Annotated in this window: 17 protein-coding genes; 11 read left to right on the top strand and 6 right to left on the bottom strand. The window is 35.5% G+C overall.

The features are described from left to right. Positions 1-5 precede the first annotated feature (5 nt). The 8 genes from NU08_RS12745 (at position 6) to NU08_RS12710 (ending at position 11,275) form a co-directional block, all read left to right on the top strand. Positions 6-1,625: a sensor histidine kinase gene (locus tag NU08_RS12745; protein ID WP_129747535.1), complete on the top strand. Its 1,620-nt coding sequence runs from the start codon at positions 6-8 to the stop codon at positions 1,623-1,625. Between the two features lie 6 nt (positions 1,626-1,631). Beyond that, complete coding sequence (locus tag NU08_RS12740) at positions 1,632-3,578, top strand: sigma 54-interacting response regulator (protein ID WP_129747533.1); 1,947 nt, start codon at positions 1,632-1,634, stop codon at positions 3,576-3,578. Between the two features lie 283 nt (positions 3,579-3,861). After that, positions 3,862-4,659 carry an alpha/beta hydrolase gene (locus NU08_RS12735; protein ID WP_129747531.1) on the top strand — a complete coding sequence of 266 codons (798 nt, stop codon included), beginning with the start codon at positions 3,862-3,864 and terminating at the stop codon, positions 4,657-4,659. A gap of 38 nt (positions 4,660-4,697) precedes the next feature. Continuing rightward, the gene (locus tag NU08_RS12730) at positions 4,698-5,717 is read left to right on the top strand and encodes an alpha/beta fold hydrolase (RefSeq protein WP_129747529.1); all 1,020 of its coding nucleotides are present in this window, start codon (positions 4,698-4,700) and stop codon (positions 5,715-5,717) included. An 8-nt stretch (positions 5,718-5,725) separates the two neighbouring features. Then, positions 5,726-7,492: an amidohydrolase gene (locus NU08_RS12725; protein ID WP_129747527.1), complete on the top strand. Its 1,767-nt coding sequence runs from the start codon at positions 5,726-5,728 to the stop codon at positions 7,490-7,492. Positions 7,493-7,728: 236 nt separating this feature from the next. Beyond that, entirely contained in the window at positions 7,729-8,739 is a 1,011-nt protein-coding gene (locus NU08_RS12720; protein WP_129747525.1) for an MBL fold metallo-hydrolase, read from the top strand. Positions 8,740-8,741: 2 nt separating this feature from the next. After that, on the top strand, positions 8,742-10,109 hold the full coding sequence (locus NU08_RS12715; RefSeq protein ID WP_129747523.1) for an alginate export family protein: 1,368 nt from the start codon (positions 8,742-8,744) through the stop codon (positions 10,107-10,109). A 215-nt stretch (positions 10,110-10,324) separates the two neighbouring features. Then, the gene (locus NU08_RS12710) at positions 10,325-11,275 is read left to right on the top strand and encodes a polysaccharide deacetylase family protein (RefSeq protein ID WP_129747521.1); all 951 of its coding nucleotides are present in this window, start codon (positions 10,325-10,327) and stop codon (positions 11,273-11,275) included. Positions 11,276-11,374: 99 nt separating this feature from the next. Here NU08_RS12710 and NU08_RS12705 read toward each other — a convergent pair whose 3' ends face one another. Next, the gene (locus tag NU08_RS12705) at positions 11,375-12,322 is read right to left on the bottom strand and encodes an aldo/keto reductase (RefSeq protein ID WP_207214070.1); all 948 of its coding nucleotides are present in this window, start codon (positions 12,320-12,322) and stop codon (positions 11,375-11,377) included. A gap of 111 nt (positions 12,323-12,433) precedes the next feature. Beyond that, positions 12,434-12,754 (bottom strand): winged helix-turn-helix transcriptional regulator, encoded by a 321-nt coding sequence (locus tag NU08_RS12700; RefSeq protein ID WP_410501065.1) that lies wholly within the window; start codon positions 12,752-12,754, stop codon positions 12,434-12,436. A gap of 131 nt (positions 12,755-12,885) precedes the next feature. Here NU08_RS12700 and NU08_RS12695 point away from each other — a divergent pair, with 131 nt between their 5' ends. Both NU08_RS12695 and NU08_RS12690 read left to right on the top strand, forming a co-directional pair. Then, a complete protein-coding gene (locus NU08_RS12695; RefSeq protein WP_129747517.1) occupies positions 12,886-13,605 on the top strand; it encodes an NIPSNAP family protein in 720 nt (239 codons plus the stop codon). After that, positions 13,592-14,146, top strand: coding sequence for a hypothetical protein (locus NU08_RS12690; RefSeq protein WP_129747515.1), 555 nt, complete (start codon positions 13,592-13,594; stop codon positions 14,144-14,146). Before NU08_RS12695 ends, NU08_RS12690 begins: the two co-directional genes overlap by 14 nt. Positions 14,147-14,195: 49 nt before the next feature. Here NU08_RS12690 and NU08_RS12685 read toward each other — a convergent pair whose 3' ends face one another. From NU08_RS12685 to katG, 4 genes are all read right to left on the bottom strand, one after another. Then, positions 14,196-15,554 (bottom strand): hypothetical protein, encoded by a 1,359-nt coding sequence (locus tag NU08_RS12685; protein ID WP_242502550.1) that lies wholly within the window; start codon positions 15,552-15,554, stop codon positions 14,196-14,198. Between the two features lie 110 nt (positions 15,555-15,664). Further along, a complete protein-coding gene (locus tag NU08_RS12680; protein ID WP_129747513.1) occupies positions 15,665-17,782 on the bottom strand; it encodes a cation:proton antiporter in 2,118 nt (705 codons plus the stop codon). A gap of 3 nt (positions 17,783-17,785) precedes the next feature. After that, complete coding sequence (locus NU08_RS12675; RefSeq protein ID WP_129747511.1) at positions 17,786-18,361, bottom strand: hypothetical protein; 576 nt, start codon at positions 18,359-18,361, stop codon at positions 17,786-17,788. 158 nt (positions 18,362-18,519) lie between these two features. After that, positions 18,520-20,796, bottom strand: coding sequence for a catalase/peroxidase HPI (gene katG, locus NU08_RS12670; RefSeq protein ID WP_129747509.1), 2,277 nt, complete (start codon positions 20,794-20,796; stop codon positions 18,520-18,522). A gap of 504 nt (positions 20,797-21,300) precedes the next feature. Between katG and NU08_RS12665 the strand changes: the two genes are divergently transcribed. Then, positions 21,301-22,092: a polysaccharide lyase gene (locus NU08_RS12665; protein WP_129747507.1), complete on the top strand. Its 792-nt coding sequence runs from the start codon at positions 21,301-21,303 to the stop codon at positions 22,090-22,092. The last annotated feature ends 5 nt before the right edge of the window (positions 22,093-22,097 follow it).

The following is a 22,097-nucleotide window of genomic DNA, read 5'->3' as shown; positions in this document are numbered from 1 at the left end:
AAAAGATGTTTCTTAACCATTTTAAAGCATTTTTGCTTCTCCTTGTTGCATTTACAATTGGAGAACAAAATGCTTGGGCTTCTCATAGAAACAAAAAACAAGTTGAAACCGCCGAAAAAACGCTATCTGCCAAAGTATCTAATAGCAGTCAGAATACAAAGTATAATGAACTGCAGGTAAAAAAAGCAGAAGGTCTACTCCATACATTACCAGAAGATATTAATAAAATCGAAATTTTATTAAAAGTAAGCGACTGGTATGAAGCATCTTATAATAATCCAAAAACACTAGAAAAAGCTTTTCAATATGCAGAGGATGCTCTTAGAATAAGCCAGGCTATTCATTCTAATATATATGCTGGAAAATGCTATTTGCAGCTTTCGATGATACATGAATTGAGAAACAACAATTCTATGATAGAAATTACTGCTAGAAAAGCAATAGCAATGTTAGCCAAAACCAATCAGCTTAATGACTTGGCTGAATCTTGGGTTATGGTATGGTCAGCAAAAATGCGTACCAATGCCCCCATAAAAGAGAGGCTTGATCCTATTTTTAAAGCGGCATCTATATTTGAAAAAACGGGCAACAATAAAAGAATTGGCGACTGTTATAGAGAAATTAGCGAATTGTATTTTTCGTCCTCCAATTTTAACAGCTCTCTCCATTATCTCAAAAGAGCCGTATTTTACTATAAAGCTGCACATCTAAAAGAAGAAGCTATTTATCCTATTTCTACAAGGCTCAATATAATTTATGAGGCTGATAAAAGAAATAGGGATATTCTAAAGCTGAAAAACAAAACTCTTTTACAGCAAAGCAAACTGAACAGCGAAGTGTTTTTGCGCAATTCAATGATAACTTTTGTGATTCTCTTACTCATAATTCTTGGTCTTTTGTACAAAAGTTTTATGTTCAAAAAGAGAACAAATAAGATACTGGAAACCCAGCAGAATGAAATCAACAAACAGAACGTCAAACTGCAAAACCTTCTAATAGAAAAAGAATGGCTATTGAAAGAAATTCACCATCGGGTAAAAAATAATCTTCATATGGTTGTGGGACTTTTGGCAAGCCAGTCTGAGTTTTTAAAAAATGAAGAAGCAGTTCAAGCTATTAATGACAGCCAGAACCGAATTCATACGATGTCTTTAATTCATCATAGATTGTATCAATCAGAAAATTTATCGATGATTAATATGCCTGCGTACATATTTGAACTAACTGAGTATTTGAAAGATTCGTTTCAAATTCGAAACCGTATTCGTTTTATCCTTGAAATAAATGGCTTTAGCCTGCCTCTATCGCATTCCATTCCAATTGGATTAATACTCAACGAAGCGGTTACAAACGCTATAAAATATGCATTCCCTAATAATGAAAAGGGAACTATTTCTATTTCACTAAAAAAAGATAATGCAAATAATTATACCTTAATTATCCATGACAATGGCATTGGTATTCCAGACGATTTTGATCCCTATAACAATCCTTCATTAGGCATAAAATTAATGTACGGACTATCTGCTGATATAGAAGGAAAGTTTTTAATAATTAATTCAAATGGTACAAAGATTACTTTGGTATTTACTTTCGAGGAAAATAGTCTCCATAAATTTAATTGAAAAAAAATGGCAAAACCACTCAAAATCCTAATTGTTGAAGATCAGTTTGTAGAAGCAAATCACTTGCGATTAATGCTCAAAAAAGCCGGACATTCTATTATAGGAATCGCACGTTCGGTACCAGATGCCAAATACTATATCTCGCAAGAAAAACCAGAATTAGTTCTGCTGGATATTTTTCTTTCTGGAAAAGAAACAGGAATTGATCTTGCAGAAAAATTAAAAGAGGATAACATTCCTTTTATTTATCTGTCTGCAAATTCAAACGAAGAAGTTCTTAATAAAGCGAAACTAACACATCCGTATGGTTTTTTGGTAAAACCTTTTCGCGAAAGAGATTTATTGATAACCATTGAAATAGCGGAATATCATCAGCAACACGGAATCGAATCTTCTATCAGAAAAGAACTTTTATTTCAGCAGCAATTAAAAAGTATAGCAGGCAAAAAAGGCACTTGGGATGACAGAGTTTTGAATATCATAACCTCTCTGCAAGCCCTAATTTCTTTTGATCTTGTAATGGCCGTTTTTTATGTGGACAATAAATTATCTAATAAAGTTTTAGGCTATGCCAGAACAGGTCTGCATGAATATCAAAAAATAGGCATTGAAGAGCTACAGAATATAACAGCTTTAAAAGAATTCGAAATCAACGAATTAAGAAACAAAAGCAAAGTAGAAACTATCGCAACTTTCTACAATGATTTGGATTTTGTAAAAATATGCGAAAAAACTCCAATCAAAAAAATGATTGCCACTTCCATGAATATGAAATCCAATCTTATGCTGCCAATTCCTTTTAAACTTCTTGAAAATGGAGGTCTTTACTTGTCCTTTTTCAGCAGGCAGCCTAATAATTATAATAAAAATGTTTTAAACTTATGTGAAAGGCTTCAAGATCCTTTAATATATGCCATTGAAAATTTAATAAGCGAGGATAGAAAATTAGACCAAAAAGGTATTTCTAAGAGCCATGAAAACCGAAAAAATGTAAATGTATCAGGCTTTGAGTCAATTGTAGGTAAAAGTCCGATATTGCTCAAATTATTTGACCACATTATACAAGTTGCCCCAGCCGATACAACGGTTTTAATTACAGGCGAAAGCGGTACGGGAAAAGAAAGCATTGCCAATAGTGTCCATCAATTATCAGGCAGAAAAAATGAAGCTTTTGTAAAAATAAACTGTTCTGCTCTGCATCCGAGCCTCATAGAATCAGAATTGTTTGGCCATGAAAAAGGCTCATTCACAGGTGCTACAGAAAAAAGAATTGGCAAGTTTGAACAAGCCAACAACGGAACTTTATTTCTGGATGAAATTGGAGATATGCCTCTTGAAATGCAGGCAAAACTGCTTCGTGCCATACAGGAAAAAGAAATTGAACGTGTTGGCGGAAATATTCCGGTAAAAGTAAACGTAAGAATTATAGCGGCAACAAATTGCAATCTCGAAAAAGAAGTGGCAGACGGGCGTTTCAGACTTGATTTGTATTATAGATTAAATGTATTTCCAATTCAATTGCCACCGTTGAGAGAACGCAAAGAAGATATCGGACTGCTGGCACGCCATTTTATTGCATTATATAGTGCTAAAACAGGAAAAAATGTAACCGAAATATCAGAAACTGCTCTAAAAAGTCTTTTATCATATCAATGGCCTGGAAATATCCGCGAACTCGAAAATCTTATAGAACGAAGCATCCTTTTGGCAAAAACAGATACGATCGAGCATATTCCGCTTCCTGCCATTGATGAAACCAAGATAAACCTCAAGTCCAATGAATGGTTCTTTAAAACGATTCAGGAAAACGAAAGAGAACACATTATTAATGTTCTCGAAAAATGCAATGGAAGAATCAGAGGTGCTGGAGGAGCATCAGAAATATTAGGCCTTCCTCCTACTACATTAGCCTCAAGAATGCAGAAACTGGGCATAAAAAGAAGCCATTTTTAATTATGAGTTATGAATTATTTATTTATAATCTAGAAATTGAATTGAAGTTTTTAATAAAATTCGCAAAATCAAAAATCCAAAACTTACAATTCACATTTCATAACTCATAATTCATAACTCATAATTAAAGAAAGACGATATTTAGTTGTCTTTTTTTCGTTTTACGACGAAATATAGTTTGGCACACCCAACTCAAAAACACATAAATACTTAAAAATCAATACATTAAATAAATAGGCTTGATTTTAGTCTATAGTTTGGCATAACATTAAAACAATGTATTATGCTAACGGAAAATCCTACTACAATCCTTTTTATTACTGGCGCGTTTGTCAGCAATAAATGCTGGGAGGACTGGAAAATCTTCTTTGAAAATAAAGGTTTTAAAACACTGGCACCCGCATGGCCTTATAAAGATGCGCCTGCGACTGTTCTTAGAGACCGTCATCCTGATCCACAAATTGCTAGCTTAAGGCTTACTGATCTAATAGAACATTTTGAAAATATCGCTAAAAGTCTTTCTCAGAAACCCATCATTATAGGTCACTCTATAGGCGGATTAACGGCCCAAATACTTCTACAGCGTAATTTGGCGTCGGCAGCAATAGCCATACATTCTGTTCCTCCTCAAGGAATTATGACTTTTAAATTTTCATTTTTAAAGGCTGGTTGGGGACCATTAGGTTTTTTCACTTCTGCCAAAAAAACATTTTTAATGAGTTTTCCGCAATGGCAGTACGCTTTTACAAACGGAATGCCCGAAGAATGGCAAGAAAGAGCCTATTGCGAATCGGTTATTCCTGAATCTAAACTCATAGTTCGCGACACTATAACTTCAGCTGCAAAAGTGGATTTTCACGCGCCTCATAAACCGTTACTACTAATTGCAGGATCAACAGATCATACCATTCCTGAATCGCTTAATTATTCTAATTACAAAAAATACATCGACAAAGATTCAATTACAGATTTTAAAGTCTTTCCAGATAGAAATCACTTTGTTTTGAATCAGCCCGGATGGCAGGAAATCGCACTTTATATCCAAAACTGGATAGAAAAACTTCCAGTTCAAAATTCATAATAACCAATTATTCAATAACTAATTAAAATTTTAAAATCATGAAAACGAATTTATTAAACATCACTTTTTTAAACTTCAAAAGCAAATTGACACTGCTTATCTCCTTTGGTCTTTTGTTACTAACCTTAATTTCTTGTAATAAAAAAGCAGAAGAAACTCCTGCTGCAGAAGCAAAACCTGCCGAAACAACTGAAACAGCTCAAGTCGCTCCGGCAAATCCGCCTGCAAATTTCAAACATGCAACCGCCACAGTAAACGGAATTAAAATTCATTATGTTATTGGCGGACAAGGTGATCCGTTAGTTTTAGTTCACGGTTTTGGACAAAACTGGTATATGTGGAATCGTTTGCTGCCAGAACTTTCTAAACATTTTACTGTAATTGCTCCCGATTTAAGAGGTGTTGGCGAATCTGATAAACCAGAAAGCGGTTACGACAAAAAAACAATGGCGTCTGATATTCACGAATTAGTGAATCAGCTTGGATACAAAAGCATCAATCTGGCGGGACACGACATCGGACTTATGGTTGCTTATGCGTATGCAGCACAATATGGCGACAGCGTAAAAAAAGTTGCCTTAATGGACGCACTTTTACCAGGAATCGAACCAGTTTGGTCTTCTGTAAAAGCTTCTGCGTGGTGGTTTGGTTTCTTCGGATGGCCTGCTTCTGGAGACATTGTAAAAGGAAAAGAAAAAGAATTCTTGACAAATTTCTGGCCCGTTGTAGGTCACGTAAAAGATCCTTTTACTGCTGAAGAATCTGCAGAATTTATTAGAGCTTATGCTACAGAAGGCGGAACAACGGACGCTTTTAAATGGTTTGGAGCATTTGATCAGGACGGAAAAGACAATGTTATTTTCGCAAAGAAAAAACTAAAAATGCCATTATTGGCAATGGGTGGAGAATATTTCGCAGCAGCTTTTCTTAAAGATCATTCCAAATTGGTTGCAGAAAACGTGAGCGAATCTAAAATTGCTGGTTCTGGGCATTGGCTTGTTCAAGAAAATACGGCTCAGGTGCAAAAAGATTTACTTGCCTTCTTTTTGGCTAAATAATAAATGCCATGAAAAAATTATTATTAATTCTATTGCTTTCTGCGGGCTTGTCATCTCAAGCCCAGCAAAAAGCTGATCTGATTATTTACAACGGAAAAATTGCAACCATGCACAAACCAAACGAATTTGTTCAGGCCATTGCAATGAAAGACGGAATCATTTTGGACACAGGAATCGATAAAAACATTCTTGCTTCTTATAAATCTTCAACAACAAAATTAATTGATGCCAAAGGCAAAACGGTAATTCCGGGATTAAATGACAGCCACATGCATGTTATTCGTGAAGGTTTGAATTACAATTCCGAACTCCGCTGGGACGGCGTAAAAACACTAAAACGTGCCATGGAAATGCTGAAAGAGCAAGCCGCAAGGACTCCAGACGGTGTTTGGATAAAAGTTATTGGAGGCTGGAACGAATTTCAATTTGAAGAAAAAAGACAGCCTACAATTGACGAAATCAATGCTGCAGTTCCTGATAAACCAGTTTTTATAACGTATTTGTATGGAAAAGCTTTTCTGAACAAAAAGGGAATTGAAGTTTTAAAATATACAAAAGACACAAAATATGAAGGAAGTCTTTTAGAACAAGATGCTAATGGAAATTTGACGGGTTTAATGTATGCCAAAGAAACGCCCAAAGCCATTTACATGACGATGGGATTAACAACAAAGCTGACTCCTGAAGAACGCATCAACAGCTCGATACAGTTTAATCACGAATTGAACCGTTTCGGACTTACAAGTGTAATTGATGCTGCTGGCGGAAGCCAAAATTTTCCTGCTGATTATGTTACATCTCTTGACTTAGCGAAGCAAAATAAACTTAGCCTTCGAATTTCTTATTATTTATTTGCCCAGCAAAAAGGCAAAGAACTAGAGGATTATGAAAAATGGGTTGCGACAACTCAAATCAATAAAAATGATAATCTGATTGTGGCAAATGGTTATGTCGAAGAAGGCGCTGGAGAAAACATCGTTGCTTCGGCTGCTGATTTTGAAAATTTCCTAGAACCGAGAATTGTTTTATCTGATGAAATGGAAACTGATTTGGAGCCTATCATTCGATTATTAGTCAAAAATAGATGGCCTTTTCGTTTGCATGCCACTTATGGCGAATCGATTGACAGAATGCTGAATGTTTTTGAAAAAGTAAACAAAGAAATTCCGTTTAACGGATTACGCTGGTTTTTTGATCATGCCGAAACCATTACGCCGTCAGAATTACAGCGTGTCAAAAAACTTGGCGGTGGCATTGCAGTACAGTTTAGAATGTATTATCAAGGAGAATTGTATAACAAATTGTATGGAGCGCCAAAAACACAATTGCCTCCAATTAAAAAAATGCTCGAATTAGGCATTCCTGTCGGAATGGGAACAGATGCAACTCGAATTTCAACTTTCAATCCTTGGATGGCTTTGCATTGGCTTTTGACTGGGAAAACGATTGGCGGAATGCAGTTCTGGCCAAAAGATCAAGTTTTGGACAAATTCACTGCTTTGCAATTGTATACTTCTGGAAGCGCTTGGTTTTCTGGCGAAGAAAAAGACAAAGGAAAACTTGTAAAAGGAATGTATGCTGATATGGCAATTTTGTCTGATGATTATTTTTCAGCAAAAGCAGATGATGTTCGAAAAATCGAATCGGTTTTGACTATTGTAAATGGTAAAATTGTTTACGCTTCCGCGGAATATAAAGCTCTGAATCCAGAAATTCCTGCGGTAATTCCAAATTGGTCTCCTGTGAAATACTTTGGAGGTTATCAGAAACAATAACAAGCAGATTTTACGGATTCGCTTTCGCGAAGACGCGGATTTAAACGGTTTTTTTAGGCTCTAATTTGAGATGATTGCAAAAAAGCGATTTCTCTCCCTTTAGCCCTGATCGAAGCGGCATCCTTTGCTTTTTTTCTTTAAAAAAGCAAAGATATAGCGGAGAGCAGGAACCATGTTTATAAAAATGCCTTTTGTTTCTGCTTCTAAAAAAATTATTCTTCAATAAAAAAACAATCATGAAAAAGATAAAAAATATATTAATGATACTGATGATGCTGTTTCTAGTACAGCATACGTATGCGCAATTCCCAATGCCACCAGAAGTTCCAATTTGGGATGCCAATAAAGTGACTTTACAATTGCATAAAATCTCGGATAATGTTTATGCCGTTTCGCCATCAACGACCGAAACTGAAACCACAAAAGGAATTCCGCAAGCTACTTCTGCGGGATTTATTGTGGGCGACAAAGGCGTTTTGTTAATTGAAACCATGTTGAGTAAACGATTATACGATCAATTATACAAACTGATTCGTTCTGTTACTCCAAAACCAATTGTTTATGCAGTAAACACAAGCGATCACGGGGATCACTGTTTTGGAAATTATCTGCTTCCAAAAGAAACTATTCTGATACAAAACGAATTCTGCAAAGAAAACCTTGCTAAGAATTATGACGGAATAAAACAATTTATGATCATGCTTTTTGGAAAAGACCGCGGGATAGAGGAAAGTGTGTATCGTCCTGCGGATCTTACAATTGCGTTAAATCAAAGTTTGAAAATTGATATGGGCGGCGGAAAAATTGTAGAAATCATAAATGTTGGAACAGCGCAATCTCCAGCCGATTTGTTTGTATTTCTAAAAGATTCGGATAAGAATGTTTTATGGGCAGGAAATCCATTTATTGCTGAAAGTCCAACGATTCCGTGGTTGTTTGACGGTTATTTTTTGGAGCCTGTTCGCAATCTCCAAAAAATTTATGACATGATTCGAGATAATGATGTTGTGGTTCCGGGTCACGGGCGAATTACCAATAAAAATGGAATTAAATACACCATTGATTATGTAAATGCTTTGAAAAAAAATGTGGAAGATGCAGTAAAAAAAGGCGAAACTCTGGAACATGTAAAAACTTCGGTAACAATGAAGGAGTTTGATAAAGGATATGTTCTTTTTAATTGGCTGCATTACAATTTTAATATTCCAAACGCATACAACGATATTAAGAAAAACTTAGGCAAATAGCCATGAAAAAAATCATTCTTATATTTCTTATTTGTTTGAAACTTCAGGCACAATCGTATCCAGATTTTAAATCCTTGCGATATGATGAAAACTATGAGGTTTTACAAAAAGATACTGTCAAAAAAAGCTGGTACAAAACCATGAAATATCTGCCTCTCTCCTCTTCGGGAGAAACTTATCTGAGTTTTGGAGGAGAAGTCAGGTATCAATATTTCTATGCCAAAAATGAAAAATGGGGAGATGATCCTCAAGATCCTGACGGATACATTTTGAACCGACTTTTGCTTCATGCCGATTTTCATTCGAGCAAATACTTTCGAGCATTTATTCAGCTTCAAAGCAGCAATGCTAATGGGAGAATTGACCCGAGTCCGGTGGATAGTAATCCGCTCGAAGTACATCAGGGTTTTATTGATATTAATATACTTTCAGAAAAGAACAAACAATTGGTTTTTAGAGCTGGAAGACAGGAATTGAGTTATGGATCACAGCGTTTGGTTGCCGTGCGCGATGGGCCAAATAACCGCCAATCTTTTGATGCTGCAAAAGCAATTTTTGGGTACAATAATTTCCACACCGATTTATTTTATAGCCATTATGTAGTGGCTCAAGATGGTATTTTTGATGATTATTCGAATAAAAAAAGACAATTCTGGGGAAGTTATTTTGTTATCAATAAAATTCCGGCGATCAAGAATGTTGACCTTTATTATTTGGGTTACCAAAGAGCCAATGCCAATTTTGATGATGCTAGCGGAAAAGAATTGCGCCACTCTATAGGAACTCGTATTTGGGGAAAATATGACGAATGGCGTTATGATGCCGAAGCGGTTTACCAGTTTGGAGATGTAGAATCTAAAAACATCAAAGCTTGGACAGTTTCTCTAAATACTGGATATCGATTTGCATCTGTAGTTTTAAAACCTGAATTTGGTTTTAAGGTCGAATTAATCAGCGGAGATAAAACCAATGGCGACAATCAATTGAACACTTTTAATCCATTGTTTCCTAGAGGCGCCTACTTCGGATTGGCTTCTGTTATTGGCCCTTCCAATTTAGTTGATTTTCATCCTTCCATCGCCTTAGAATTAGCAAAAAACATCGATTGGGTTATTGATTACGATATGTTCTGGAGATATAGCAGCGAAGATGGAATTTACGGTCCGAACACGATCATGATTTATCCTGGTGATGCCACCGACGCAAAAGAAATTGGAAAACAGTTGGAAAGTGAAATTATCTATACGCCTAACCAGTATTTGTATTTCCGCGTTGAGGCAACTTGGTTTAAAGCGGGGGATTTCTTAAAAGCTGCGGGAACTGGAAAAGATATGTTTTTTACAGGCGTTACGATGCAGATTAAGTTCTAAGTTAAATCATTGGCAAATTTTTAAACACATAGAAACATAGATTTTTTAATCTTAGAAAAGAATATTGAAAGAAACTAGTTTCTAACACATAGTCCCGATAGCTATCGGGATGCATTTAAATTAAGTGAAACGTCTTTTTTGGCAAAGTATATCTGTTTCTATGTGTTTAAAAAACTTATTGCTAAAAAAAATGATAATTTCTAAATATCAAAAAAATGACAACAAGAAGAGATTTTATAAAAATGGCTGGCTTGACAGGTGCTGCAGTAATGACAAACCCTGTTGATGCATTTTCGAATCCTATAAAACAAGAAAAAATGGAATCAGAAATACAAAATAAATGGTTAGACGGTTCAAGATTGGTGGTTTCTATTTCTATGCAGTTTGAAGCTGGCGGACAGCCCGAAAATGCAGAAAGTCCGTTTCCGCAAAATATGCAAAAAGGCTATATTGATCAGCCTGCATTAACTTGGTATCAATATGGTTATAAAGAGGGAATTCCGAGAATGCTGGACAATTGGGATAAACATGGAATAAAAGTTACTTCGCATATGGTGGGTTCAGCTGTTTTACAAAATCCGCAACTGGCAAAAGAAATTGTGCAGCGAGGTCATGAAGCTGCTGCTCATGGTATGAACTGGAGTTCGCAATATGCCATGCCTTATGATGAAGAGAAAAAATTCATAAAAGCAGGTGCCGATGCCATAAAGCAAGTAACCGGATTTACTCCAGTTGGATATAATGCGAATTGGCTTCGACGTGGAGAAAATACCATTAAAATTCTGCAAGAATTAGGTTTTATCTATCATATTGACGATTTAAGCCGAGATGAACCTTTTATAATTCAAGCCAATAAAAAAGATTTTGCAGTGGTTACATATACCATTCGTTGTAATGATATTGTTCTGATTGAAGGGAAAAACTTTTCAACGGATCAGTTCTTTAATCAGGTAAAAGCAGAATTTGACCAACTTTATGCCGAAAGCGAATTCAAGCGCAGACAAATGTCTATTAGCTTTCATGATAGAATTGGAGGCACTCCGCAAATGGTTCAAACAGTTTCTGAATTATTAAATTATATGAAAAAACATAATGGCGTATCTTTTAAAAGAAAAGACGAAATTGCCAAAATGACTCTAGAAGATAAAACATCTATTCGTGAGTAAACAAATTCAAAGTGGCTGAAACATTCAGTAAGGATTATAAACTTGAAAAGCCCATTTCAATAGAAATGGGCTTTTTATTATAGTTTTCATACCAAAATGTTAACTCCACTCTGGAAACTGGGTTTTATTTAAATCTAACTTTTCAATCGCTTTCATATCAGCATCGTCAAGCTTGAAATCAAAAATATTAAGGTTTTCTGTAATATGTTCTTTTTGAGAAGACCTCGGAATAGCAACAATACCTAGCTGGTAATGCCATCTTAAACTTACCTGTGCGGTAGTCTTGCCATGTTTCTTAGCTATTTGAGTCAAAACTTCGTTAGTAAAAAGACCGTTTCGTCCTTCTGCAAAAGGCGCCCATGCTTGCATCTGTACATTATGCTGCTTTAGCACTTTATAGTCATTTGCCTGTTGAAAATAAGCGTGAGTTTCGATCTGATTTATAACTGGTTTTATTTGCGCATAAGATAAAAGATCAGCCAATTGGGCAGGATCAAAATTACTTATGCCGATAGCTTTGATTTTTCCAGCTTTGTACAGTTCTTCCATGGCTTTCCAAGATCCTTTTACATCGCCTCTCGGACGGTGTATTAGATATAAATCCAGATAATCTAGCTGTAATTTTCTTAGCGTTTCTTCAAAACCTTTTTTAGCATTTTCGTAACCAGCATCGTCAACCCATAGTTTTGAAGTTACAAAAAGCTGCTTTCTATCAATTCCGCTTTGTTTTATGGCTTTGCCTACTTCTACTCCATTCCCGTATACTTTTGCTGTATCAATAAGGCGATAACCAGCAGATATGGCTTCGACCACAGATTTTTGGCAAACTTCACCGCTTAATCCGTAAGTCCCGAACCCGAGCATAGGCATTTTTAGTCCATTATTTAGCTTTATATCTTGAATGCCTTTAGCATCTTTATCAATCAAGACATTTCCGAATACTTTAGGCATGCCTAAAATACCTAAGTAAATTCCAGCTGTCGCTAATGTACTATTTTGTAAAAACTTGCGCCGGCTTATTTCGTTTTTTGGGTTTTGAGAACTCATGTTTTTTTGGTCTATTAGTCAGTTAGTAATCAATTACTAAAAGTATATATTTTTTTTAATAAAATGATTCATTTTCTAATATTGAAAATTTTTCAAAAAGAAATTTAAAAGCTACTCCATAGCCATTTGTTTTTCTCCCCAAATTCGCATCTGGTCAATAAACGGAATTAATTCTTTTCCCGTTTCCGAAAGGCGATATTCTACACGAGGTGGCACTTCTTTATAAACCTTTCTCATAATTAATTTATCTTCTTCTAATTCTCTTAGCGTTTGAGTAAGCATTTTTGGTGTTATTCCTTCTACAATTCTTTTTAATTCGCCATATCTCATGATGCCATCTTTCAAATACCACAAGATTCTTCCTTTATATTTTCCGCCAATTCTTTGAAAAGCATAATCAACAGGACAATAAGCGGTTTTATTTTTTTTTATCATTTTTTTGATTTTAACAAACTGATAATCAGCATTACTTTGTTTTTGGTATGTAGGATACAAAATTGTGCCTACTTGTCATAAAGATATCATTTAATTTACTTTGCATAAACATTTTAAATAGAAATAATATGGCTTATAATACACAAGAAGGTTCAGAAGATATCAAAGTATTGGAGATTCGTAATTATTTACTAAAACCCAATTTAGCCGACACATTCAGTAATTTTTTTCACACAAAGTTTGTTGAACCTATGCAGGAATTAGGCGGTTACACTTTGGGAGAATTTAAAATTGAGAACTCAAATGATCGATTTGTTTGGTTTCGTGGCTTTAAAAACATGGAAACCAGAATAAAATTTCTAAATGACTTTTATTGTGAAAGCATTGTATGGAAAGAAAACGGAAAAGCAGCCAATGAAATGATGATAAACTCTGATAATGTTTATCTCTTAAAACCATTGTATAAAAGCTCAAATCTTAAAACCAATAAACACATCACAGTTATTGATTTCTACATCTGCAACAGTACATTAGAACAAACAATAAAACTATTTGACATTGAATATATTCCGTTTCTGAAAACTATGGATGTTACTGATATTTCGTTTTGGGTAAGTGAAATGAAAGAGAACGATTTTCCGAGACTGCCTGTTTTTCAGGATAAAAATCTCTTGGTAGCTATAACCCATTATGAAGACAAAAGTGAGTATGAAACAAAACAAAAAGCAATTGACAATATGCCGTCTTCATTAAATTTTTCAATACAGCAACTGGTAACAATCCATCGTAAATTATTACTTTTAAACCAGCAGACTAATAATCAAACAACTAAAAATGATGCAAACTGAAGATTTAGAAATTCCAAAAATAAATTTTGATGCAAATGGAGAATTAATAATCACGCCTTCTCCTACTTCATCTAAAGATGATTTTGATTTTTTTCAAGGAAAATGGAAACTTCGCAATAAAAAACTCAATTCAAGATTGTCCAATTGCACTGAATGGACAGAATTTGAATCGACACAAGAAATGTATAAGGTTCTAAATGGAATTGGCAATATTGATAATTTTCTTGCCACTTTTGACGGACATCCATTTGAAGGCATGACTGTAAGATTGTTTAATCCGAAAAGCAAATTGTGGAGTATTTATTGGGCCGATTCTAATGAAGGAAAACTAGATCCGCCGGTATTAGGTTCTTTTGAGAATAATGTTGGCCATTTTGTAACTAAAGATGTTTTTAACGGAAAAGATATCGTTGTGATTTTTCGCTGGGATGCCAGAGACAAAAATAATCCTGTATGGAGCCAAGCATTTTCTGAAGATAACGGAAATTCTTGGGAATGGAACTGGTATATGTATATGTCCAGATTTGAGCAGGAAAATTAAAAAAACTAAAGCCGTATCAAACTCTCTCCTAATACGGCTTTCTGATTTTTTATATCTCTTTTAAGTATATTTCTTTCTTTTCCCCATCCTTATCAATCGTCACGCGCTTCTCAATATTAGCTTTATCAGTATAAGATTGCCTTGCACTACCATAATTTGTTGTAGAACCTTGATAGCCAAAATAATTATAATAATTAGTATAACCAGATACATACGAATAATTATACGAGTTTGTGAAATCAAAACTTACCATAACAACATAAGTTCCTGGCATTAGATCGGCAAATTCAAAATGTCCTTGATCGTCATACACTTTGGCTTTTTTAATTGAGTAACCAAAATCGCTATCCAAAGGGACTTCTGGCATTTTCTTCTGCTTACGGATTTTCTTATTGACTTCTATCCATTCCTCATAATAAGCTGAACTTGGAAAAATAGTAATCTCCGTTCCCTTTGGCGCAAATTGTTTCTTAGCCGTATTGACCAAACCTCCCAATCGCTTACCAGAGTCAGATCTTGCATAAGCTGTACCAATTATGACACTGTTGCCACTGGAAATCTGTCTGGCAACTTCTTCTTTATTAAATTTATTTTTAATTGGCTGATAATCTAATTCTTCATTAACAGTAATCTCCCACATTCCATTTGCCGTAGACATTTCGCGCTGCCATAATCGACGGTCTTTTTTGTCTATAATATAATTATAATAAGCGTTAGTACTTTCTTCCAGAACTGAAACAATCCATGAATCATGCTTTCCAGTTCGAGGAGAATTGTAAACGAAGCTTTTTACTTCTTTAATAGTGTAATATTCAACAAGAACATTTGACTCGTCATTGTAATAAAATTGCGGAAAACGACCTTTATACCCAACATCCAATGGTAATGTTCCAATCAAGTGATCAGTCCAGTTGAAATCAAAAAATTCCTCCTTTGGCTTAAGCTTGAGCTTTTTGTCTTTTTTGGTTTTCTTTGAATAAAAATTACCTGTAATCGTTTCTCCAAAATTAAGGTTTAGTTTTGCATTCTTTGTTTCATCAGAATAACTAATCGCTTTAAGAGTTAATGCATCTGCTGTACTAATTCTTGTTGTAGGCTTTCCGTTGTCTTTTGGAGTAAAAGTATTATTTAAAGTCAGCTGATTGTTAGCCAAAGAAATATCGTAAGTCAATGCTCCCATATTTTTCCATTCTGTACCTTTTACATAATACACGGTATAGAGCGATTTTTCGGGTTTAATATATTTTGTATTGATATCTTTACTTCCAGGGACTATTTCTTTTTGGCTAAATGCAAGAAATGGAACTAGCATCATTATATACAAAATCTGTTTTACTAAACTTGCTTTTCTATTCTCAAAAAATGTTAATTTCATCGCTAAAAAACCATCTAAACTGTTAACTTTCATCGGTATTTATTTGATTAGCCACAAATTTACTGACGTCAAATACAGAAAACAATACCTGATTACATGGTTATTTTCCATTAAAAAAAATAGTTTTTTTTAAGTCTAAAGCATTATTTAAAAATATTTCGAATCGCTTTTCCTATTTCTGCAAAATCATCGTGACTGCTTACAGATCTTTTTTCTGTATTGCTTAATGCCGTTTTAGAAAAAGGATAAATAAGCATATAGTTGTTATTATTAAATCTATGATTCAATAGATCCGGAATATCTCGCATTCTCGGAAAATAGGAATGCATTCCTCTATCTCCCATCATAATGACTAGGCCTTCATTTTCTTCAATAGAAAGTGCTGTCTGTTCTGCATTTTCCCAATTTGAGAAAATATCAAATGTGGCTTCTATGGAGGCCTTTTTTGCGATTCTTTTTAGAATGTTGAGCGTTTTCTCTTTTCCGTAGAAACTCATTTTTGCTCCAGAATTACGGCCTATATTCCAGATTCTTAACATCGAATGAAAAAATCCAGCATCCAGCTCGGCATCTGCTGGTATAAAAACCAAATATCTTTTAATTGTGGCAGCAGGCTGAACAGCGTGATATACCATCAAGTTGATGCTTTTATTTCGGAGATACCCATTATACAAATTATACACGAATGAAGCCGAAAAGCCTTTTCCTCCCTCTAGCCCTACAATAAGGTCTGTAATCTCTTTTTCTTTTATCACATTGCTTATTCCGCTTGCTATATCATTATCATGACGGGTAATCGGGTGCAATTCTATATCGGCAGCAGAAGCGGTTTTAACGGCATTTTCTAATATTCGTTCAGCATTTTTTTCAGAAGATTCATTGGCATCTTCGTTAATTACATTTACAGCATACAGCTGCTTATTTGCAGAGGACTTTACCATCAGTCCAAGATTGACCATTTTTTCAACAGTAGCCTCATGGTTTACTGCCAAAAGTATATTTTCTTTCTCTTCGTTCTTACCCGATACGGTATTGTCTTTATCTGCCTGTGCTATACGCTGTGCACTTGCCATCGATACAAACGATGATACGGTACAAGAAACGAGAATAAGAAGAATACTGCCGTTAAGCACATGTTCATTTAAAAGTCTTATAGGTTCGCCAGCATCATTTTCTCCGATAATTATATTATATCCCACCATTACTGAAGCCAGAGTAGCTGCCGCAGAAGCCGAACTCAGTCCAAAAATCAGTTGTCCTTCATCATTAGTAAGTTTAAATGTCTTTTTCGTTAGCATAGCGGCAACGTATTTTCCTCCAATAGATGCAATAAGCATAATTGATGCGACCCACAATGTTTCCCAACTTTGTATAAAGGCATTAAAATCAATCAGCATTCCGACACTTATTAAGAAAAAAGGAATAAAAATGGCATTTCCGACAAACTCTACTCTGTTCATTAATGATGAAGTATGCGGAATCAATTTGTTTAAAGCCAATCCGGCAAAAAAAGCTCCAATAATAGATTCAATTCCAGCCAATTCAGCCAAAAGCGCCGCCAGATAAATCATGACAAGTACAAAAAGGTACTGAGATATTTTATCTTCTACATTTTTAAAAAACCAGCGGGCAATTATCGGAAAAATAAGCAATACAATTAATGTAAAAACAACCATTGAAACAGATAACTTCACCCAAAAAGCTGTTCCAACTTCACCTTGTGACATTCCAACGACAGCCGCTAAAACAAGAAGCGAAAGCACATCGGTAATCATCGTTCCTCCTACTGTTATATTTACCGAAAGATTTTTAGCAATTCCTAAACCGCTTACCATTGGATAAACTATTAAAGTATGCGACGAAAAAAGACTGGCAAAAAGGATTGAGGTAAGTAATGAAAAGCCTAATATATAATAACCGCCTATAAGTCCTAAAACAAACGGGACGGTAAAAGTGAAAATAGAAAAAATAATACTCTTCCATTTGTTCTTTTTAAAGTCGGCCATATCGATTTCCAAGCCTGCCAAAAACATAATGTACAAAAGACCTGTAGTTCCTGTGACTACTACACTGCTGTCTCTAGAAAGCACTCCAAATCCATTAGGCCCAATAAGCGCACCGGCAATAATAAGGCCAAGCAAATGCGGCACTTTTATTTTATTCAATAAAAGCGGAATGCATAAAATAATGATAATCTCGATAAGATACTTTAACAAAGGATCTTCAATAGGAAAACTTATATGATGTATACTCAGCTGCATAAATTACTTTTTATTGGATGGAGTAAGTTCAACTGAGAATTTTGCGATGCAATTATCTTGACCCGTAATGGTCTGCGTGCCTTTGATTATATTTTTTTTAATATCATCAAGTACCACGCTCACTTTTATTTTGTTTTTAGCAGAAGCTTCTTTTGCCGAATCCAGCACTATTTTATTCTCAAGATATTGTCCTGTAAAAACTCGTTTAATTTCATTATTGCTCAATACATTGGCATACATTCCTGTCGAATCTGATCGGAACTCCCAAGTTTCAGTGCGCTGATCGCCAATGACATAATTACTGCAATTCGATTCCCTGCAGACCATTTTGCTGTTCCATACTACTTTTAGGTTTTCAGGCCATTCTTTTATTTTTGGAAGCGTATCTTTTACTTTAGAGAGAGACAGTAAACTGTCTTTCATTTTTAACAGCTTTTCGTATTCTGCTTCTTTATCTTGAAACTGTTTCTCCCTTTCTAAAAGTGAGTTTTCGCGCACAATAAGCTCCTGCTCTTTTTTGTTTCCACAAGAATATAATGCAAGTATAAAACCGACAAGAATAAGTCCTTTTAAAGTCATAAGAATTGATTTTGGATTCTACAAGTTAAGCAGAAAAATCCTTTTAACCTTCCAAAAACTGATAAAAAAAGGAAAAATTGATTTTTAATTTGCAAGGATCTTAAAAGAAAAAGACGCCAATTATGGCGTCTTTTTACATTTATTGCTTTTCGCTAATATTATTTTTTCAAATCAAATCTATCCAGATTCATTACTTTAGTCCAAACGGCAATAAAATCATGCACAAATTTCTCATGTGCATCAGATGCAGCATACACTTCTGCAATTGCTCTCAATTCTGAATTTGAACCAAAAACAAGATCGGCACGTGTTCCTATCCATTTAGGCTGTCCAGTGCTTCGGTCGTTTCCTGTATAAAGTTCTTTATCGTTAGAAACGGCTTGCCATTGTGTGTTCATATCCAAAAGATTTACAAAGAAGTCATTTGTCAGGCGACCTGGTCTAGTGGTAAAAACACCATTTTTGCTTCCGTCAGCATTAATATCCAGCACACGAAGACCTCCTAAAAGCACTGTCAATTCTGGCGCTGTAAGGGTCAGTAAATTAGCTTTATCGATAAGCAATTCTTCTGTCAAAACAGATGATTTTGTTTTTCTGTAGTTTCTAAAACCATCTACTTTGGGCTCAAGATATCCAAATGATTCAACATCTGTCTGTTCTGCAGATGCATCCATACGTCCAGGAGCGAAAGGCACAGAAACTGAAGCTCCTGCGTCTTTAGCCGCTTTTTCAACGGCAGCAGTACCACCAAGAACTATTAAATCTGCCAATGAAACTTTTTTTCCGTCTCCTTGTACAGCATTAAATTCTTTCTGAATGGCTTCTAATTTATCTAAAACCAATTTTAATCCTGTTGGATTGTTTACTTCCCAATCTTTCTGTGGTGCAAGTCTTATACGTCCACCGTTTGCACCTCCTCGCTTGTCTGATCCTCTAAAAGTAGAAGCCGAAGCCCATGCTGTAGAAACCAATTGCGAAATACTTAAACCTGAGTTTACTATTTTCTCTTTCAGTTGAGCTACATCCTGATCATTAATTAAAGCATGATTCACTGCAGGAATTGGATCTTGCCACAATAATTCTTCCGCTGGCACTTCAGGTCCTAGGTAAAGGGCGCGCGGTCCCATATCACGGTGTGTCAGTTTAAACCATGCTCTTGCAAAAGCATCTGCAAATTCATCAGGGTTTTCTAAAAATCGACGGGAGATTTTCTCATAAGCTGGATCAAGTCTTAATGATAAATCGGTTGTAAGCATTGTTGGCAAATGTTTTTTGTTGGCATCAAAAGCATCAGGAATAATGGCTTCTGCATTTTTTGCTACCCATTGATGCGCTCCTGCAGGGCTTTTGGAAAGTTCCCATTCAAAACCAAATAAATTTTCAAAGAAGTTATTGCTCCATTGCGTTGGCGTTTTTGTCCAAGTCACTTCAAGTCCGCTTGTGATGGCGTCAGAACCTTTACCAGAACCATAACTATTCTGCCAACCTAAACCTTGCAATTCTAAACCAGCAGCTTCTGGCTCTTTACCTACGTGATCTGAAGAAGCAGCTCCGTGCGTTTTACCAAACGTGTGTCCACCGGCAATTAACGCTACAGTTTCTTCATCATCCATTGCCATACGACCAAAAGTATCTCTAATATCTTTGGCTGCAGCTATAGGATCTGGATTTCCGTCTGGTCCTTCTGGGTTTACATATATAAGTCCCATTTGCACTGCTGCAAGAGGTTTTTCAAGATTTCTGCTATGAATATTTCCATCTGCATTATCATCTGATGAAACAACGCCATGATCTTTCGGAACACCTTCAGAACCATCTTTATAACGCTCGTCACCTCCAAGCCAAGTCGTTTCAGATCCCCAATATACAGATTCGTCTGCTTCCCATACATCGGCGCGTCCGCCTGCAAAACCAAATGTTTTAAAACCCATTGATTCTAGAGCCACATTTCCTGTTAAGATCATTAAATCTGCCCATGAAATTTTTTGTCCATATTTTTGTTTAATTGGCCAAAGCAGCCTGCGGGCTTTATCAAGGCTCACATTATCTGGCCAACTGTTAAGCGGTGCAAAACGCTGCTGTCCTGCTCCTGCTCCTCCACGTCCATCATGAACTCTGTAAGTACCGGCGCTGTGCCAAGCCATTCTTATGAAAAGTCCTCCATAGTGACCAAAATCAGCGGGCCACCAATCTTGTGAATCAGTCATAAGAGCATGTAAATCTTTCTTCACTGCTTCAAGATCTAGACTTTTAAAAGCTTCTGCATAATTAAAATCCTTATTCAGCGGATTTGATAATGCCGAATTTTGTCTCAGGATATTTACCTTTAACTGTTTGGGCCACCAGTCACGATTCTTCGTGCCTGTCGCGGCTTGCTTGTCCATGCTCCCATTATGAAAAGGGCATTTGCTGATGTCATTTGATTGATTGTCCATAGTTGAAAATTTTTATTTTTTACTAAATTACAAACTAATGAAAGAGAAAGTTAGAGCTATGAATCATAAATAATACTGACGGAATAGACAAAATCTATTCGATAAGATTTTTACGATTGCGAATCCTTATAATCAGATAATTCGAAAAGATAAGATTGCTCATTAAAAAATAACTTTATTAATATGAGATTATAACTACATAAATTTAATAAAAAGAATCATTTTATTTTATAAAAATTTATAATTCAGCAATTTGCTGATTTTTAACTCAAGAACCTAAGCATATTACACTCCTTTCTGCGAAAAAAACTCAATCTAGCTGTTTTTAAAATTTCAGAAAAATATACAAAAAGTATAGCTTGTATTTCTGTGTACGTAAAAACGTACTTTATTACTCCTTCCAAAAATTATTATTATCCAACTTTACACTTTCGGTTCCAAATACTGTAATCTACTATCTATTACTAACTATTAATCGTTTTACTAACCTTAAAATTTAAAAAGATGAAGAAATTCTTAAAATTAACCAGTATGCTACTTACCATGGCATTGGTACTTACTTCTTGCGAAAAGGAACAAGAAGACACGAATGGGCCCCAAACCTCTAAAAAAGAAGCTCAGCAAATCGCTAGCAAAGATACTCTAGCATCTAATTCGCCACTTGAAGGCAGCACCACAGCAAAAGGTACAGCTGGAGCTAGGACAATTACATTGCAAACTAATACGCTGTCTTGCCCTGGAGGTTTATGCACATCATATGGTGTTTGGTCAACTGGCGTTTACACTGTTTGGTTCCAAATGAAATTTAATAACGGATTTTACTGGAGCCGAGGCGGAAAATGTGGATACGGAATCTTAATCGGTGACCAAAATACCGGCGGTGATGCTGCATGGGATGGAAATGGCGGAAGTGCCAGATTTATGTGGTATTGCCCAAATGGATCCAATACTGCTAAGGGAAGTGGCGCTTATCTTCAGCCTTATGTATATTATAGAGATCAGCCTGGACAATATGGTAATGATTTTGGAAAAAAATATTACATTCAAGAAGGCGTAACTTATAACTGCCAGATATCTGTTAAACTAAACACTGGATCAAATACAGATGGATATGTGAAATATTATGTGAATGGAACAGAGATATTGAATGAAAAGATTCGTTGGGTAACTAATGATGCTAAGAGAAATGTTAATGCTGTAAGCTTCCACACTTTCCGTGGGGGAAGCCAAAGTTATTGGACTGCTCCTGTAACAAGCTCTATCTACTATCCAAGTGCATCTTGGGATGCTCTGTAGTGCAT

Source organism: Flavobacterium anhuiense (genome assembly GCF_004151235.1).
In the GTDB taxonomy this organism is placed as follows: domain Bacteria; phylum Bacteroidota; class Bacteroidia; order Flavobacteriales; family Flavobacteriaceae; genus Flavobacterium; species Flavobacterium anhuiense_A.
The sequence above is the reverse complement of the archived record's forward strand: the minus strand, read 5'-3'. Positions and strand labels throughout refer to the sequence as shown.

Coding starts and splice junctions, on each gene's coding strand:
- NU08_RS12730 (WP_129747529.1), top strand. CDS start 4,698: ATGAAAACGAATTTATTAAACATCACTTTTTTAAACTTCAAAAGCAAA.
- NU08_RS12695 (WP_129747517.1), top strand. CDS start 12,886: ATGGCTTATAATACACAAGAAGGTTCAGAAGATATCAAAGTATTGGAG.
- NU08_RS12725 (WP_129747527.1), top strand. CDS start 5,726: ATGAAAAAATTATTATTAATTCTATTGCTTTCTGCGGGCTTGTCATCT.
- NU08_RS12675 (WP_129747511.1), bottom strand. CDS start 18,361: ATGACTTTAAAAGGACTTATTCTTGTCGGTTTTATACTTGCATTATAT.
- NU08_RS12690 (WP_129747515.1), top strand. CDS start 13,592: ATGATGCAAACTGAAGATTTAGAAATTCCAAAAATAAATTTTGATGCA.
- NU08_RS12705 (WP_207214070.1), bottom strand. CDS start 12,322: ATGAGTTCTCAAAACCCAAAAAACGAAATAAGCCGGCGCAAGTTTTTA.
- katG (WP_129747509.1), bottom strand. CDS start 20,796: ATGGACAATCAATCAAATGACATCAGCAAATGCCCTTTTCATAATGGG.
- NU08_RS12685 (WP_242502550.1), bottom strand. CDS start 15,554: ATGAAAGTTAACAGTTTAGATGGTTTTTTAGCGATGAAATTAACATTT.
- NU08_RS12720 (WP_129747525.1), top strand. CDS start 7,729: ATGAAAAAGATAAAAAATATATTAATGATACTGATGATGCTGTTTCTA.
- NU08_RS12745 (WP_129747535.1), top strand. CDS start 6: ATGTTTCTTAACCATTTTAAAGCATTTTTGCTTCTCCTTGTTGCATTT.
- NU08_RS12665 (WP_129747507.1), top strand. CDS start 21,301: ATGAAGAAATTCTTAAAATTAACCAGTATGCTACTTACCATGGCATTG.
- NU08_RS12735 (WP_129747531.1), top strand. CDS start 3,862: ATGCTAACGGAAAATCCTACTACAATCCTTTTTATTACTGGCGCGTTT.
- NU08_RS12740 (WP_129747533.1), top strand. CDS start 1,632: ATGGCAAAACCACTCAAAATCCTAATTGTTGAAGATCAGTTTGTAGAA.
- NU08_RS12680 (WP_129747513.1), bottom strand. CDS start 17,782: ATGCAGCTGAGTATACATCATATAAGTTTTCCTATTGAAGATCCTTTG.
- NU08_RS12710 (WP_129747521.1), top strand. CDS start 10,325: ATGACAACAAGAAGAGATTTTATAAAAATGGCTGGCTTGACAGGTGCT.
- NU08_RS12715 (WP_129747523.1), top strand. CDS start 8,742: ATGAAAAAAATCATTCTTATATTTCTTATTTGTTTGAAACTTCAGGCA.